Source organism: Stenotrophomonas sp. 82F1, assembly GCF_056861525.1.
Window position 1 is genome coordinate 468,769 of sequence record NZ_JBSPUD010000001.1, and the last position, 13,531, is coordinate 482,299.

15 protein-coding genes are annotated in these 13,531 nt (G+C 66.7%); 13 read left to right on the plus strand and 2 right to left on the minus strand.

What is annotated here, in order from left to right:
• Window positions 1–110: 110 nt before the first annotated feature.
• Genes surE through AC13GI_RS02195 form a run of 4 tightly spaced genes read left to right on the plus strand, consistent with a single transcriptional unit; the run spans window position 111 to window position 2,980 of the window.
• On the plus strand, window positions 111–890 hold the full coding sequence (gene surE, locus AC13GI_RS02180) for a 5'/3'-nucleotidase SurE (protein WP_089240247.1): 780 nt from the start codon (window positions 111–113) through the stop codon (window positions 888–890).
• Window positions 887–1,564 carry a protein-L-isoaspartate(D-aspartate) O-methyltransferase gene (locus AC13GI_RS02185; protein WP_089240249.1) on the plus strand — a complete coding sequence of 226 codons (678 nt, stop codon included), beginning with the start codon at window positions 887–889 and terminating at the stop codon, window positions 1,562–1,564. The genes surE and AC13GI_RS02185 overlap by 4 nt, the downstream gene beginning before the upstream one ends.
• A 19-nt stretch (window positions 1,565–1,583) precedes the next feature.
• The gene (locus AC13GI_RS02190) at window positions 1,584–2,198 is read left to right on the plus strand and encodes a YqaA family protein (RefSeq protein WP_346580119.1); all 615 of its coding nucleotides are present in this window, start codon (window positions 1,584–1,586) and stop codon (window positions 2,196–2,198) included.
• A complete protein-coding gene (locus tag AC13GI_RS02195) occupies window positions 2,195–2,980 on the plus strand; it encodes a peptidoglycan DD-metalloendopeptidase family protein (protein WP_482995355.1) in 786 nt (261 codons plus the stop codon). The genes AC13GI_RS02190 and AC13GI_RS02195 overlap by 4 nt, the downstream gene beginning before the upstream one ends.
• Before the next feature lie 196 nt (window positions 2,981–3,176).
• Here AC13GI_RS02195 and AC13GI_RS02200 read toward each other — a convergent pair whose 3' ends face one another.
• Both AC13GI_RS02200 and yhbY read right to left on the minus strand, forming a co-directional pair.
• On the minus strand, window positions 3,177–3,551 hold the full coding sequence (locus tag AC13GI_RS02200; RefSeq protein ID WP_032976512.1) for an Mth938-like domain-containing protein: 375 nt from the start codon (window positions 3,549–3,551) through the stop codon (window positions 3,177–3,179).
• Between the two features lie 12 nt (window positions 3,552–3,563).
• Window positions 3,564–3,869: a ribosome assembly RNA-binding protein YhbY gene (gene yhbY / locus AC13GI_RS02205; RefSeq protein WP_025878910.1), complete on the minus strand. Its 306-nt coding sequence runs from the start codon at window positions 3,867–3,869 to the stop codon at window positions 3,564–3,566.
• A 64-nt stretch (window positions 3,870–3,933) separates the two neighbouring features.
• Here yhbY and rlmE point away from each other — a divergent pair, with 64 nt between their 5' ends.
• The 9 genes from rlmE (at window position 3,934) to ubiB (ending at window position 13,359) form a co-directional block, all read left to right on the plus strand.
• Window positions 3,934–4,566, plus strand: a complete 633-nt coding sequence (gene rlmE, locus AC13GI_RS02210; protein ID WP_100464728.1) for a 23S rRNA (uridine(2552)-2'-O)-methyltransferase RlmE — start codon at window positions 3,934–3,936, stop codon at window positions 4,564–4,566.
• Between the two features lie 66 nt (window positions 4,567–4,632).
• Entirely contained in the window at window positions 4,633–6,570 is a 1,938-nt protein-coding gene (gene ftsH / locus AC13GI_RS02215; RefSeq protein WP_162292006.1) for an ATP-dependent zinc metalloprotease FtsH, read from the plus strand.
• Between the two features lie 98 nt (window positions 6,571–6,668).
• Window positions 6,669–6,854, plus strand: a complete 186-nt coding sequence (locus AC13GI_RS02220) for a hypothetical protein (protein WP_482995356.1) — start codon at window positions 6,669–6,671, stop codon at window positions 6,852–6,854.
• A gap of 643 nt (window positions 6,855–7,497) precedes the next feature.
• On the plus strand, window positions 7,498–8,394 hold the full coding sequence (gene folP / locus AC13GI_RS02225; RefSeq protein WP_482995357.1) for a dihydropteroate synthase: 897 nt from the start codon (window positions 7,498–7,500) through the stop codon (window positions 8,392–8,394).
• Window positions 8,394–9,347, plus strand: coding sequence for a tRNA (adenosine(37)-N6)-dimethylallyltransferase MiaA (miaA, locus tag AC13GI_RS02230; protein WP_482995358.1), 954 nt, complete (start codon window positions 8,394–8,396; stop codon window positions 9,345–9,347). Before folP ends, miaA begins: the two co-directional genes overlap by 1 nt.
• 95 nt (window positions 9,348–9,442) lie before the next feature.
• Window positions 9,443–9,718, plus strand: a complete 276-nt coding sequence (gene hfq, locus AC13GI_RS02235; protein ID WP_025878916.1) for an RNA chaperone Hfq — start codon at window positions 9,443–9,445, stop codon at window positions 9,716–9,718.
• A gap of 14 nt (window positions 9,719–9,732) precedes the next feature.
• Complete coding sequence (gene hflX, locus AC13GI_RS02240) at window positions 9,733–11,043, plus strand: ribosome rescue GTPase HflX (RefSeq protein ID WP_482995359.1); 1,311 nt, start codon at window positions 9,733–9,735, stop codon at window positions 11,041–11,043.
• Between the two features lie 103 nt (window positions 11,044–11,146).
• Window positions 11,147–11,641: a CinA family protein gene (locus AC13GI_RS02245; RefSeq protein WP_025878918.1), complete on the plus strand. Its 495-nt coding sequence runs from the start codon at window positions 11,147–11,149 to the stop codon at window positions 11,639–11,641.
• A gap of 35 nt (window positions 11,642–11,676) precedes the next feature.
• The gene (ubiB, locus tag AC13GI_RS02250; RefSeq protein ID WP_482995360.1) at window positions 11,677–13,359 is read left to right on the plus strand and encodes a 2-polyprenylphenol 6-hydroxylase; all 1,683 of its coding nucleotides are present in this window, start codon (window positions 11,677–11,679) and stop codon (window positions 13,357–13,359) included.
• Window positions 13,360–13,531 lie beyond the last annotated feature (172 nt).

Sequence of the window (13,531 nt, forward strand, 5' to 3'; positions counted from 1 at the left end):
AGTCGGCGCACTTGCGGAGCTGCCGCCTCCCTGGAGGAGACGGGCCGGCTTCGCCCACGCTGCAAGGTGACGGGATCGAATTCTTGGAAAATCAAGCGGTTAAATCGAAGATGCGCATCCTGGTCAGCAATGATGACGGTGTCGACGCGGCAGGCATCCGCATGCTTGCTTCCGTGCTGCGCGAGGCCGGGCATGAAGTCACGGTGGTCGCACCGGACCGTGATCGCTCCGGCGCCAGCAATTCGCTGACCCTGGATCTGCCGATCCGGCTCAAGCGCATCGACCACTACACCGTGTCGGTGGCCGGCACGCCCACCGACTGCGTGCACCTTGCGCTGACCGGCCTGCTGGAGTTCGAGCCTGACATTGTCGTGTCCGGTATCAACAACGCCGCCAACCTCGGCGACGACGTGATCTATTCCGGCACCGTCTCGGCGGCGATGGAAGGTCGTTTCCTCGGCCTGCCCGCAGTCGCGGTGTCCTTGGTGACCCGCAACCACGACCCGAAGCATTTCGAGACGGCGGCGCGTGCCGCGGTGGAGATCGTTGCCCGCCTCAAGGCCGATCCGCTGCCGGCCGACACCATCCTCAACGTCAATGTGCCGGACCTGCCGTGGAGCGAGGTCAAGGGCTTCGAAGTCACCCGCCTGGGCAACCGCCATCGCGCCGAAGGCTGCATCGCGCAGAAGGATCCGCGCGGCAACGAGGTGTACTGGATCGGTCCGGCCGGCCGCGAGCAGGACTCAGGCCCCGGTACCGATTTCCATGCGGTGCGCACCGGCCACATTTCGATCACCCCGATCCAGGTCGACCTGACCCGCTACCAGGCGCTGGAAAAGGTCGCCAGCTGGGTCGGCGGCCTTACCGCTGCGCTGGACCAGCCGGCATGAGCCCACGCCTGCGCCTGCAGCCGGAAGCGGTCGGCATCGGCATGACCTCGCAGCGCGTGCGCGACCGCCTGGTCGACCGCCTGCGCGAGGCTGGCATCGTCGACGAGTCGACGCTGAACGCGATCCGGGTGGTGCCACGGCATCTGTTCATCGACGAGGCCCTGGCCTCGCGCGCGTATGAAGACACCGCGCTGCCGATCGGCCACGGCCAGACCATTTCGCAGCCGTGGGTGGTGGCGCGGATGACCGAGGCCGTGCTGCAGGTGGCGCCGAAGAAGGTGCTCGAAGTGGGCACCGGCTCGGGCTACCAGGCGGCGGTGCTCGGCGCGCTGGGGCTGGAGGTCTATACCGTCGAGCGCATCGGCGATCTGCTGCGGCAGGCGCGCAAGCGTTTCCGTGCGCTGGGCATGAACATCCGCACCAAGCACGACGACGGCCGCGTTGGCTGGGCCGAGCATGGCCCGTTCGACGCCATCGTGGTCACCGCCGCCGCACCGGCGCTGGTTGATGCCCTGGTCGAGCAGCTGGCCGAAGGGGGCCGCCTGGTCGCCCCGGTCGGTGGCGCAGGCGCACAGTCGCTGGTGCAGCTCGACCGCAAGGACGACGGCAGCATCGAACAACGCGTGCTGGCGCCGGTCACCTTCGTACCGCTGCTGTCTGGCATGCTCGATTGAATCCACGGAGCAGGGTTGCATGAAGATTTTCGGGCCGCTGTACGAGCGGGCGATGAAGTGGGCCGCGCATGAGCGCGCGCCGACCTACCTGATGGTGCTGAGCTTTTTCGAAGCCATCATCTTCCCGGTGATGCCGGAAGTGATGCTGGCGCCGATGTGCGTGGCCCAGCCCAAGCGCGGCTGGTGGTTCGCCACCCTCAGCCTGGCCGGCTCGATGGTCGGCGCGGTGATCGGTTACGCGCTGGGCCACTACGCATTCGAGGCAGTCAAACCGCTGTTCGAGGCGCTGGGCATGCTGCCGGCGATCGAGCAGGGCATCGCTACCGTGCAGGCCAAGATGGTGGAGTCGCCCTGGGCGGTGTTCACCTTCCTGGTGCTCGGCGGCTTCATGCCGATTCCGATGAAGGTCTTCACGTGGGCATCGGGTATCGTCGGCGTGCCGATGCCGCAGTACCTGTTGAGCATGTTGATCGGTCGTGGCAAGCGCGTGTTCGTGCTGGCCGCGGTCATCCGTATCGGTGGTGCGCGCGCCGAAGCAGTGCTGCGCCGATGGATTGAACCGCTGGGCTGGATCGCCACCGCGTTGGTGGTGGTGCTGATCGCCTGGCTTGTATGGAGGTCGAAGTTCGCATGAGTGCAGATCGTCTGAGCAAGGGAGTGCGCATCGGCGCACTGGCGTTGCTGGTATCCACCCTGGCCGCCTGTGGCACCGCCACCGTGGTCCGGACCAGTGGCAGCGGCGGCAGTGGCGTCAGCACGCCGAAGACATCGGTGCCCAAGCCGGGGCAGACGGTGGTCGTGCGCAAGGGCGACACCATCTATGCACTGGCCCGCATCCATGACATCACGCCGGCCGACCTGATCGCCTGGAACAACCTGGACAATCCGTCGACCATTTACCCGGGGCAGGTGATCCGCCTGTATCCGGCCGGCTCCGGCGGCGGCCGTGCGCCGACCACCGTGGTGACCGCACCGCGTCCGGGTGGCAGCACGTCCGGCGGCAGTACCGCGCCGACGCCGGGTCCGGCCGGTCCGGTCAAGAGCAACATCGCCTGGCGCTGGCCGGCCGATGGCGCAGTCGTGGGCCGCTACGTGGCCGGCGACGCGACCAAGCAGGGTGTGGACATCGCCGGCACCAGCGGCGCGCCGGTGAAGGCCACGGCCAACGGCGTGGTGGTGTATTCCGGCGCCGGCCTGGTCGGCTATGGCGAGCTGATCATCATCAAGCACAGCGACCAGTGGCTGTCGGCCTATGGCCACAACCGCAAGCGCCTGGTAAATGAAGGGCAGAGCGTGAAGGCCGGCGAGCAGATCGCCGAGATGGGCCGTACCGGTGCCAACCGGGACATGCTGCACTTCGAGATCCGCTACAACGGCAAGCCGGTCGACCCGCAGCAGTATCTGCCGGCGAAGTGATCGGATATTCGCCTTCCGGGCGGATCCCCGGCCCGGCGCAGCGCGCCGGGCCATGCCCGGCATGCTGATCTGTAGAGCCGAGCCAATGCTCGGCTGCCTTTCCGTCGCTGCACGGCGCCGCGCGAGCATCGGCTCGGGCGCTACGAATGGGGCGTGATCGATGCGAGCGCCGCGTCATGCCCGGCGGCTTCAGGCCTCAGCCTTCCAGAATGAAGGCGGCCGCCACCTTGCGGCCTTCGCCGGCAAGGATGTTGAAGGTGCGCGCGGCGGCCGGATTGTTCATCACTTCCAGACCGATACCGCGCGACAGGCAGGCGGCCATCACAACCGCCGGCGGAAACGCCTGACGCTCGCCGGTGCCGAGCAGTATCAACGCCGGCTTCAGTGCCAGGATCGGCTCCAGGTCAGCCACCTGCAGCGCCGCGACGTCGGTCACCGGCCACTGCTCGACCAGCTGATCAGGGGTCAGGAAGAAGCTGTTGCCCAGAACGCGATCATTGACCCGCGCCGAGCGACCGTCCGCGGCGCGCAGGCTGTAGGCGTAGTCGGGCAGTTCGTGGTTCAGCTGCATGGCAGGGACCGATCAGCCGCGCGGCAGCACGATCTGGCGGTGTTCCTTGCTCGGGCGATACAGCACGGCCACATGGCCGATACGCTGCACCAGCGCACTGTCGGTGGCCTGCACGATCTCGCCGATCATCACGTCGCGGGCGTCACGGTCTTCGGCGGCAACCTTCACCTTGACCAGTTCGTGGCGCTCCAGCACTTCGTTCAGCTCGGTCAGGAAGGCCGGCGTGACGCCCTTGCCGCCGGTCTGCAGCAGGGCCTTCAGGTCGTGGGCTTGGCCGCGCAGGAAACGGGTCTGGGAAGGGGTCAAGGCAGTGGGCATGCAGAAAACACGGTTGAATGGGACGATCAGGGTATCATGGCGACCCCATCAGCCCCTATTTCCAATGGCTACCCGCAGCAAAAGCAGCCAGCGCTGGCTCAAGGAACATTTCTCCGATCCCTTCGTGAAGAAGGCCCAGGCCGAAGGCATGCGCTCCCGTGCGGCCTACAAGCTCGAAGAACTGCTCGAACGTGACCGGTTGCTGAAGCCGCACATGGTGGTGGTCGACCTCGGCGCGGCCCCGGGCGGCTGGTCTCAGCAGGTTCGGAGACAGATTGGCGACACTGGCCGCGTGCTGGCCCTGGACATTCTGGACATGCCGCCACTGGCCGGCGTGGAGTTCCTTCATGGTGACTTCAGGGAAGAAACCGTCCTATCGGAGTTTGAAGCCATGCTCGGGGATCAGCCGGTAGACCTTGTGCTGTCGGACATGGCCCCCAATAAGAGTGGTGTGGGCGCGGTCGACCAGCCGCGGATGATGCACCTGGCGGAGCTGGCGCTGGATTTTGCCGACAACCACCTCAAGACCGGTGGGGCATTCCTGATCAAGCTGTTCCAGGGTGAAGGCTTTGACGACTATGTGCGCGACATGCGCCGCCGGTACGACAAGGTCTCCATCCGCAAGCCGGAAGCCTCGCGCAAGCGCTCTCCCGAGGTGTATGCCTTGGGTCAGGGAAAACGCGCCCACATGAAGTAAGCTCGACCCCGTAAGTTCGACCCCAACGCAACGCCAGCACTGAGAGGAACACCGGAGCCAATGAGGATGAACGACTTGACCAAGAACCTCCTGCTATGGGTGGTCGTCGCCGTCGTGCTGATGGTGGTCTTCCAGAGCTTCTCGCCCAAGACCTCGGGGGCCGGGGCGCAGGGCGCTTCGTACTCGCAGTTCCTGGACCAGGTGGATACCGGCAACGTGCAGAAGGTCGCCTTCGGCGGCGATACGCGCGGCGGTACCAGCCAGATCACCTACACCACCCGTGGTGGACAGTCGTCCACCATCACCGCGCCGTTCGATCGCGACCTGATCAACGTGCTGCGCACCAAGAACGTCGAGATCGTGCAGGAAGAGCCGTCCAGCGGCATCTCCCTCGGCGCGATCCTGATGAATTTCCTGCCGGTCATCCTGATCATCGGCTTCTGGTTGTTCATCATGCGGCAGATGCAGGGCGGTGGCGGCGGTGCCAAGGGCGCGATGTCCTTCGGTAAGTCGCGCGCCAAGCTGCAGGGCGAAGACCAGATCAAGGTCACCTTCGCCGACGTTGCCGGCTGCGACGAGGCCAAGGAAGAAGTCGGCGAACTGGTCGACTTCCTGCGTGACCCGTCCAAGTTCACCAAGCTCGGCGGCAAGATTCCGCGCGGCGTGCTGATGGTCGGCCCGCCGGGTACCGGCAAGACGCTGCTGGCCAAGGCCATCGCTGGCGAAGCCAAGGTGCCGTTCTTCTCGATTTCCGGTTCGGACTTCGTGGAAATGTTCGTCGGCGTCGGTGCCAGCCGTGTGCGCGACATGTTCGAGCAGGCCAAGAAGCACGCGCCGTGCATCATCTTCATCGATGAAATCGACGCCGTCGGCCGTCACCGTGGTGCCGGCCTGGGCGGCGGTCATGACGAGCGCGAGCAGACCCTGAACCAGCTGCTGGTCGAGATGGATGGTTTCGAAGGCGGCGAAGGCGTGATCGTGATCGCCGCGACCAACCGTCCGGACGTGCTGGACCCGGCGCTGCTGCGTCCGGGCCGCTTCGACCGCCAGGTGGTGGTCGGTCTGCCGGACGTGAAGGGCCGCGAGCACATCCTCAAGGTGCACATGCGCAAGCTGCCGCTGGCCGACGACGTCGTGCCGATGGTGATCGCGCGTGGTACCCCGGGCTTCTCCGGTGCCGACCTGGCCAACCTCTGCAACGAGGCCGCCCTGTTCGCCGCCCGTGGCAACGAGAAGGAGGTCCGCATGGACCACTTCGATCGTGCCCGCGACAAGATCCTGATGGGTGCCGAGCGCCGCTCGATGGCCATGAGCGAGGAGGAGAAGACCCTCACCGCCTACCACGAAGCCGGTCACGCCATCGTCGGTCGCCTGGTGCCCGAGCACGATCCGGTCTACAAGGTCACCATCATCCCGCGCGGCCGTGCGCTGGGTGTGACCATGTACCTGCCGGAAGGCGACAAGTACTCGATCAACCGCGTGGCGATCAACTCGCAGCTGTGCTCGCTGTATGGCGGTCGCGTCGCCGAAGAGCTGATCTTCGGGCCGGACAAGGTCACCACCGGTGCCTCCAACGACATCGAGCGTGCTACCAAGATGGCCCGCAACATGGTCACCAAGTGGGGCCTGTCGGAGACCCTGGGACCGATCGCCTACGGTGAAGAGGACGATGAAGTGTTCCTCGGCCGTTCGGTCACCCAGCACAAGAGCGTGTCCAACGACACGGCGCGCCGCATCGATGAGGAAGTGCGCAGCATCCTGGACAAGGCCTATGCCCGGACCACCGAGCTGCTGACCGCCAACGTCGACAAGCTGCATGCGATGACCCAGCTGCTGCTGCAGTACGAAACCATCGACGCGCCGCAGATCGACGCCATCATGGAAGGCCGCGATCCGCCGCCGCCGATGGGTTGGACCAAGTCGAGCAAGGACGATGGCGGCAATGACAAGGGTGGCGACGCCCGTCCGCTGCCGCCGATCGCCGGTCCGGCCGAATCGATCTGACGGCCTGCCGTACGCAATGCAAGACGAGGCCGGGGCAACCCGGCCTTGTTGTTTCCGGGCCCCGGCCCATCCGATCCCGACCGTCCGCTGGAGTCCGCATGTCCGCCCCCACGCCTGAACCGATTTCCCACACTGCCGAGATGGTGATCGCCACCGTGGTCGGCGTCGCTGTCGGCCTGACCGTGGACAATCTGCTGCTGGGCTGTGGCGTGGGTATCGCGGTGGGCATCCTGCTGAGCATCATCAAGACGCTGTACGTGGACCGGAAGCGTCGGCGCAAGTAGGGTTCTGCGGCAGGGCTGCGCCCTGCAACCGCAGAGGCCACAGCGACCGCCGAAGCAACGGCAAGAGCTGGGCTTCCTGGGGATGGCGGGGCGGTGTCGGATTGCGGGGACGCCGTAAACCCGTCCATGGGGGCTTGGCCGCGGCTTGCTCGTGTGCGCTGTCCTGCGCACACGGCAAGACCGGGGTTGGGCGTCCTGCCCAACCCGCCCGAGGCATGCCTCGGGCCCATGCCGCGGACACCCCGCAATCCGACACCGCCCCGCCTTCGACGATTCCCCGCTGCTGTTGGGCTGCTGTTGGTAGGTGTCGACCTTGGTCGACACGTAGATCCACGCCATGCGTGGATGCTCTTCGTTCAATTGTCGAGATGTTCGATTCCGCTGGAGATTCATCCACGCATGGCGTGGATCTACTGGCCGCCGGAAAACTGTCGAAGGCAGGGCACTGTGGGTTTGCGGGGTGTGAGCCGCATGGATGCGGCGACCAAGCCTCCATGGACGGATTCACGGCGTCCCCGCAAACCCACAGTGCCCCGCCATCCCACGAAAACCCGCTGTTGCTGTTGCTCCAGACCTGGCCTCTGCGGGTGCAGGGCGCCGCCCTGCCGCCGTAAACTACCCTTCGTTGCCCGCAGGATCTGCCATGTTCGATATCTCTCCCCAGCTCGATTGCGCCGGCCGCATCCTGCGCCTGGACCGTGCCCGGGTCATGGGGATCGTCAACGTCACCCCCGATTCGTTCTCCGACGGCGGTGCCCATGACACTACCGAAGCAGCAGTCGCGCATGGCCTGAAGCTGGTGGAGGAGGGCGCCGACCTGCTCGACATCGGCGGCGAATCCACCCGCCCGGGCGCGGCGCCGGTGTCGATCGACGAAGAGCTGCGTCGGGTCGTGCCGGTCATCGAGCAGCTGGCGGCGCGTACATCGGTGCCGATCAGCATCGACACCTTCAAGCCGGAGGTGATGCGTGCCGCAGTGGCTGCAGGCGCCGGGATGATCAATGACATCTTCGGCCTGCGCCAGGACGGTGCGCTGCAGGCCGCGGCAGACACTGGCGTGCCGGTGGTGCTGATGCACATGCAGGGCGAGCCGGGCCACATGCAGGCCGACCCGCAGTACGACGATGTCGTCACCGAGGTCCATGGCTTCCTGGTGCAGCGCCTGTTCGCCGCCGAGATGGCCGGCATCGCCAAGAAGAATCTGCTGATCGACCTCGGCTTCGGCTTCGGCAAGACCACCGCGCACAACATCACCCTGTTGGCCCGTTCCGAGCGTTTTCTCGAGCTGGGTGTGCCGATGCTGGCCGGACTGTCGCGCAAACGCAGCCTGGGCGAGCTGACCGGGCGCGAGTCACCGGCAGAGCGGGTCGCTGCGTCGGTGGCCGCACACGTCATCGCCGTGCAGCGCGGTGCCCGTATCGTGCGCGTGCACGATGTGGCAGCGACGGTCGATGCGTTGAAAGTCTGGCAGGCGGTCGACGCGGTGCCTGCTGTCCGGGTGGATGCCAAACCGAGCCTCCGCTGGCCGGACGAAGACTGATGGCCGTCGATCAGCGGCCGCTGGCGATCGCCGTGATGGGGCCGACTGCCAGCGGCAAGACCGCCACCGCGATCGCGCTGGCGCAGCGGCTGGATGGCGAAATCGTCAGCGTCGATTCGGCGCTGGTCTATCGCGGGCTGGATATCGGTTCGGCCAAGCCTGATGCCGGCGAACGTGCGCAGGCGCCGCACCACCTGCTGGACCTGCGCGATCCCTGGCAGAGCTATTCGGCCGCCGAGTTCGCTGCCGATGCCGGCCGCGTGGTGGCCGACATCGTTGCCCGGGGCAAGACGCCGATCCTGGCCGGCGGCACGGGCTTGTACTTCCGTGCGCTGCTGCAGGGGTTGTCGCCGATGCCGGAGGCCGATCCGGCGATGCGCGACGCGTTGAGCGCCGAGGCCGCCGAGCGTGGCTGGGCGGCCCTGCACGCCGAACTGGCCACGGTTGATCCCGCCGCCGCCGCGCGCATCCATGCCACCGACCCGCAACGCATCCAGCGGGCGCTGGAGGTCTACCGCCTGACCGGCACGCCGATCAGTGAATGGCAGCGCCGCCCCGGCGTCGCCCCGTTGCCGGTGCGTACGTTGAAGCTGATTCTGGCGCCGCGCGACCGCGCCGTGCTGCACCAGCGCATCGAGGCCCGCTTCGACGCCATGCTCGCCCACGGCTTTCTCGACGAAGTGCGCGCCCTGCGTGCGTTGCCGGACATGCAGGCGGTCGCCGCGCCGCTGGACCTCCCGGCCGTCCGCGCGGTGGGGTATCGCCAGGCCTGGGAGTACCTGGAGGGCGAGGGTGACCAGGCCCGCTTCCGTGACAAGTCCATTTTCGCCACCCGGCAACTGGCCAAGCGCCAGCTGACCTGGCTGCGCGGCGAGCTTGATGCACGCTGGTTCGACCCCCATATGGATGGGGAGCGCCTGGCAGGCGCGGTGTCGACCTTCGTTGCACGCTGAACCGACGCTGGCCGTGTACCATCATGGGCCGGCAAGCGGCTCGGGGGCCGCGGCAACCGCCGGCTACCAATAAGAACAATAATCAGGAGTGTGCAATGTCCAAGGGGCAATCGCTGCAGGATCCTTTCTTGAATGCACTGCGGCGCGAACGCGTGCCGGTTTCGGTGTACCTGGTCAACGGCATCAAGCTGCAGGGCACGATCGAATCGTTCGATCAGTTCGTGGTCCTGCTGCGCAACACCGTCAGTCAGATGGTCTACAAGCACGCCATTTCCACCGTGGTGCCGGCGCGCAACGTCAAGGTCGGCCCGGGTGGTGGGTACGTGCAATCAGGTGAGGATGGTCAGGCGGGTGATGAAGCAGACGAATGATGTTGGAGCGGTGAATGTTTGACCGCTCGAAAAAGGGCGAACACGCCCTGTTGATCCAGCCGCATTTCGGCAAGCTGGAAGACGATGTGCTGGAAGAATTCGGTGATCTGGCCCGCTCGGCTGGGGCCAGCATCGCGGTGACCATCACCGCGCGCCTGGATCGCCCCAATCCATCGACCCTGCTCGGCAGCGGCAAGCTGGATGAGATCAAGGCCGCCGCCGAAGCAACCGGCGCAGATCTTATCCTGGTCAACCACGCGTTGAGCCCGGGCCAGGAACGCAATCTGGAACGTTTCCTGGAGCGCCGGGTGATCGACCGTACCGGTCTGATCCTGGACATCTTTGCCCAGCGTGCGCGCAGCCATGAAGGCAAGCTGCAGGTCGAGCTGGCCCAGCTGCGCCATATGGCGACCCGCCTGGTGCGTGGCTGGACCCATCTGGAGCGCCAGCGTGGTGGTTCGATCGGTCTGCGCGGCCCGGGTGAAACCCAGCTGGAAACCGATCGTCGCCTGCTGCAGAAGCGGGTTGAACAGCTGCAGAAGCGGCTGGAAAAAGTCGAAGTACAGCGCACCCAGATGCGCCGTGCGCGGGTGCGCAGCGAATTGCCGCGCGTCGCCCTGGTGGGCTACACCAATGCCGGCAAATCGACCTTGTTCAATGCGATGACCGGCGCCGAGGCCTATGCGGCTGACCAGCTGTTCGCCACCCTGGATCCGACCGTGCGCCGGATAGCCGTGCCCGGTGGCAACGTGGTGCTGGCCGATACGGTGGGTTTCGTACGCGACCTGCCGCATGACCTGGTGGCGGCCTTTCGCTCGACCCTGTCCGAAGCGCGGGAAGCGGATTTCCTGCTGCACCTTGTCGATGCCGCCGATCCGCACCGCGAGGAGCGCATCGCCCAGGTCGACGAAGTGCTGACCGCCGTCGGTGCCGGCGACCTGCCGCAGTTGCTGGTGTTCAACAAGATCGACCGCATCGAGGGTGCCGACGTGCGCCACGACGGCCAGGACGGCGTGCTGGATGAATCGCGGCGTGAGCGGGTGTGGATTTCCGCACGCGACGGGCAGGGCATCGAGCTGTTGCAGGCCGTGCTCGGCAAGCGCTTGGGGCTGCAGCACGTCACCGGCGAGCTGCGCCTGCCGCCCAGCGCCGGCCGCCTGCGCGCGCGCCTGCACCAGCTGGAGGTGGTCCGCAGTGAACAGGCTGATGACGAGGGCTGGCTGTTGCAGGTCGATCTTCCCATCGCCGAGGCCGAGAAGCTGGCGGCCAGCGCCGATGGCGAGCCGATCCGGGCCCTGCTGCCGGAAAAGCTGCCCGAATGGTGAGGTAGTGCCGGCCGCTGGCCGGCAGCTCCCGCGGGCCCGTGCCGCGACACCACCTTGCGATCTGCGGTACAACGTGCGGGTTCTTCACCTTTCAGCTACCCCGATGGCCTTCCCGACCGACGCCGAACTCAACGCCCAGGCCGCTGCGCTGGGCCAGCGCCTGCAGCAGGCTTCGCTGCAACTGGTGACTGCTGAAAGCTGCAGCGGTGGCTGGATCGCCAAGTGCATGACCGACATCGCCGGTTCCTCGGCGTTCTTCGATTGCGGCATGGTGGTTTACAGCTACGAAGCCAAGCAGCGCCTGCTCGGCGTGCGCGCGCAGACGCTGGAACAGTTCGGTGCCGTCAGCCGTGAAGCCGTGCTGGAGATGGTGTCCGGGGCGCTGGTCAATTCCGGCGCCGGCATCGCGGTGGCGGTCACCGGCATCGCAGGTCCGGGCGGTGGTAGCCCGGACAAGCCGGTCGGCAGTGTCTGGATCGGCTGGAAGCGCCGCGGCGGCTATGCGCGTGCCGAGCTGTTCCAGTTCGACGGTGACCGCGAAGCCATCCGCCGGCAGACCGTAGCGGCGGCATTGCACGGTATCGACGCCCAGCTGTGACATGCTGCTCCGGCAATCAACCGGAGTAGGCAACGATGTGGGAGACGCTGGGCACCGTCCGTGACCTTGGTAGGCTGCAGGAAATCGCCGCCGTCCTGATCCGCTACGGCTTCGGCGACGTCGTGCGGCGCATCGGCCTGGCCACGGTGCTGGAACGTACCGGCCGCCTGCTGCACTGGAACGAGGAGCGGCAGGAGATGCTGCGGATGACCGCGCCGGTGCGCGTGCGCAGCGCCCTGCAGGAACTCGGACCGACCTTCGTGAAGCTGGGCCAGGTGCTCGCCACCCGCGTCGACCTGCTGCCGCCGGACTGGATCGCCGAACTCTCCGAGTTGCAGAACGCGGTCCCTGCATTGCCCTACGAAAACATCCGCGAACAGCTGGAGGCCGATCTCGGTGCACCGCCGTCGCAGGTGTTCGCCTTCCTTGATGAAACCCCGATGGCCGCTGCTTCGTTGGCCCAGGCCCATCGTGCGCGGCTGCGCGATGGCCGCGAAGTGGTGCTGAAGGTGCGTCGCCCCGGTATCCGTGACGTGGTTGAAGCCGACCTGCGGTTGCTGGCACGGCTGGCCGAGATCGTCGAAGCCCGCCTGCCGGATCTGCGCCGCTACCGGCCCGCCGAGGTGGTGCAGCAGTTCACCGTGTCGCTGCGGCGCGAGCTGGATTTCGCCGCGGAGTGCCGCAATGCCGAGCGCATCGCGCGCAACTTCGAGGGGCGGGACGACATCCTGATTCCGGCGGTGCACTGGCAATGGACCTGCGAAAGCCTGAACGTGCAGGACTTCGTCGACGGCATTGCGGGGCGTGATCTGGCCGGTGTCGATGCGGCCGGCCTCGACCGCCGTGAACTGGCCCGGCGCGGTGCCGACATCGTATTGAAGATGGTGCTGGAGGACGGCAGCTTCCACGCCGATCCGCACCCGGGCAACATCATCTACCTGCGCGATGGCCGCATCGGCGTGATCGATTTCGGCATGGTCGGCGCCTTGTCGGAGGTGCGCCGCTTCCAGGTCGCGCAGCTGCTGCATGGTCTGGTGGAACAGGACCCGCAGGGCGTGGCCGATGTGCTGCTGGACTGGGCGGGTGGCGTCGAAGTGGACGAGAACCGGTTGCAGCACGACATCAGCCTGTTCGTCGACCAGTACCGTGGCGTGCCGCTGAAGGACCTGCGCATCGGCCTGATGCTGGGCGACATCACCCAGCTGCTGCGCAGCTACAACCTGACCCTGCCGGCGGATCTGGCATTGATGATCAAGGCCTTCCTGACCCTGGAGGGCATGGGCCGCCAGTTGGACCCGGATTTCGACATGGCCAGCGCCGCGCGCCCGTTCCTGGAGCGGGTGGTACTGCAGCGTTATGCGCCGCGGGCGCTGTTCAGGCGTGGCCGCCGCAGTCTGCTGGGCATGATCGACTTTGCCGGTGAACTGCCGCGGGATCTGCGCAAGCTGGTGCAGGCTGCGCGCCGGGGCCGCCTGCAGCTGAAGGTCGAGACCAGCGCGCTGCAGGGCTTCGGCGACCAGGTCAATCGCGCCGCGAACCGGATGGTGATGGGCATCGTCACTGCGGCCCTGATCATCGGCTCCTCCATCGTGATGCACAGCGTAGGCGGCGTCTCCAGCCGCTGGCTGCTGGCGCTGGGCGTGTGCGGTTTCATCGGCGCGGGGTTGTGCGGGGTGTGGATCCTGTTCTCGATCTGGCGCAGCGGCAAGCACACGTAGTGCGCTTGCCGCGGTGATTCCCGCCGGGAACCGCGGAGTCGCGCAGCGATTCCTGTAGAGCCGCCCGCTGGTCGGCTGCTTTCGCTTCCGCCACCCCCGACCCGTCACGTCGCATTCCCGGTAGCGCCGGGCCATGCCCGGCGGTATTCGCGCTTCCCGCAATCGCCCCCGG

What these genes read in the sequence shown, in the direction of transcription:
- surE (WP_089240247.1), top strand. Translation starts at nt 111, where the DNA reads ATGCGCATCCTGGTCAGCAATGATGACGGTGTCGACGCGGCAGGCATC.
- AC13GI_RS02185 (WP_089240249.1), top strand. Translation starts at nt 887, where the DNA reads ATGAGCCCACGCCTGCGCCTGCAGCCGGAAGCGGTCGGCATCGGCATG.
- AC13GI_RS02190 (WP_346580119.1), top strand. Translation starts at nt 1,584, where the DNA reads ATGAAGATTTTCGGGCCGCTGTACGAGCGGGCGATGAAGTGGGCCGCG.
- AC13GI_RS02195 (WP_482995355.1), top strand. Translation starts at nt 2,195, where the DNA reads ATGAGTGCAGATCGTCTGAGCAAGGGAGTGCGCATCGGCGCACTGGCG.
- AC13GI_RS02200 (WP_032976512.1), bottom strand. Translation starts at nt 3,551, where the DNA reads ATGCAGCTGAACCACGAACTGCCCGACTACGCCTACAGCCTGCGCGCC.
- yhbY (WP_025878910.1), bottom strand. Translation starts at nt 3,869, where the DNA reads ATGCCCACTGCCTTGACCCCTTCCCAGACCCGTTTCCTGCGCGGCCAA.
- rlmE (WP_100464728.1), top strand. Translation starts at nt 3,934, where the DNA reads ATGGCTACCCGCAGCAAAAGCAGCCAGCGCTGGCTCAAGGAACATTTC.
- ftsH (WP_162292006.1), top strand. Translation starts at nt 4,633, where the DNA reads ATGAACGACTTGACCAAGAACCTCCTGCTATGGGTGGTCGTCGCCGTC.
- AC13GI_RS02220 (WP_482995356.1), top strand. Translation starts at nt 6,669, where the DNA reads ATGTCCGCCCCCACGCCTGAACCGATTTCCCACACTGCCGAGATGGTG.
- folP (WP_482995357.1), top strand. Translation starts at nt 7,498, where the DNA reads ATGTTCGATATCTCTCCCCAGCTCGATTGCGCCGGCCGCATCCTGCGC.
- miaA (WP_482995358.1), top strand. Translation starts at nt 8,394, where the DNA reads ATGGCCGTCGATCAGCGGCCGCTGGCGATCGCCGTGATGGGGCCGACT.
- hfq (WP_025878916.1), top strand. Translation starts at nt 9,443, where the DNA reads ATGTCCAAGGGGCAATCGCTGCAGGATCCTTTCTTGAATGCACTGCGG.
- hflX (WP_482995359.1), top strand. Translation starts at nt 9,733, where the DNA reads ATGTTTGACCGCTCGAAAAAGGGCGAACACGCCCTGTTGATCCAGCCG.
- AC13GI_RS02245 (WP_025878918.1), top strand. Translation starts at nt 11,147, where the DNA reads ATGGCCTTCCCGACCGACGCCGAACTCAACGCCCAGGCCGCTGCGCTG.
- ubiB (WP_482995360.1), top strand. Translation starts at nt 11,677, where the DNA reads ATGTGGGAGACGCTGGGCACCGTCCGTGACCTTGGTAGGCTGCAGGAA.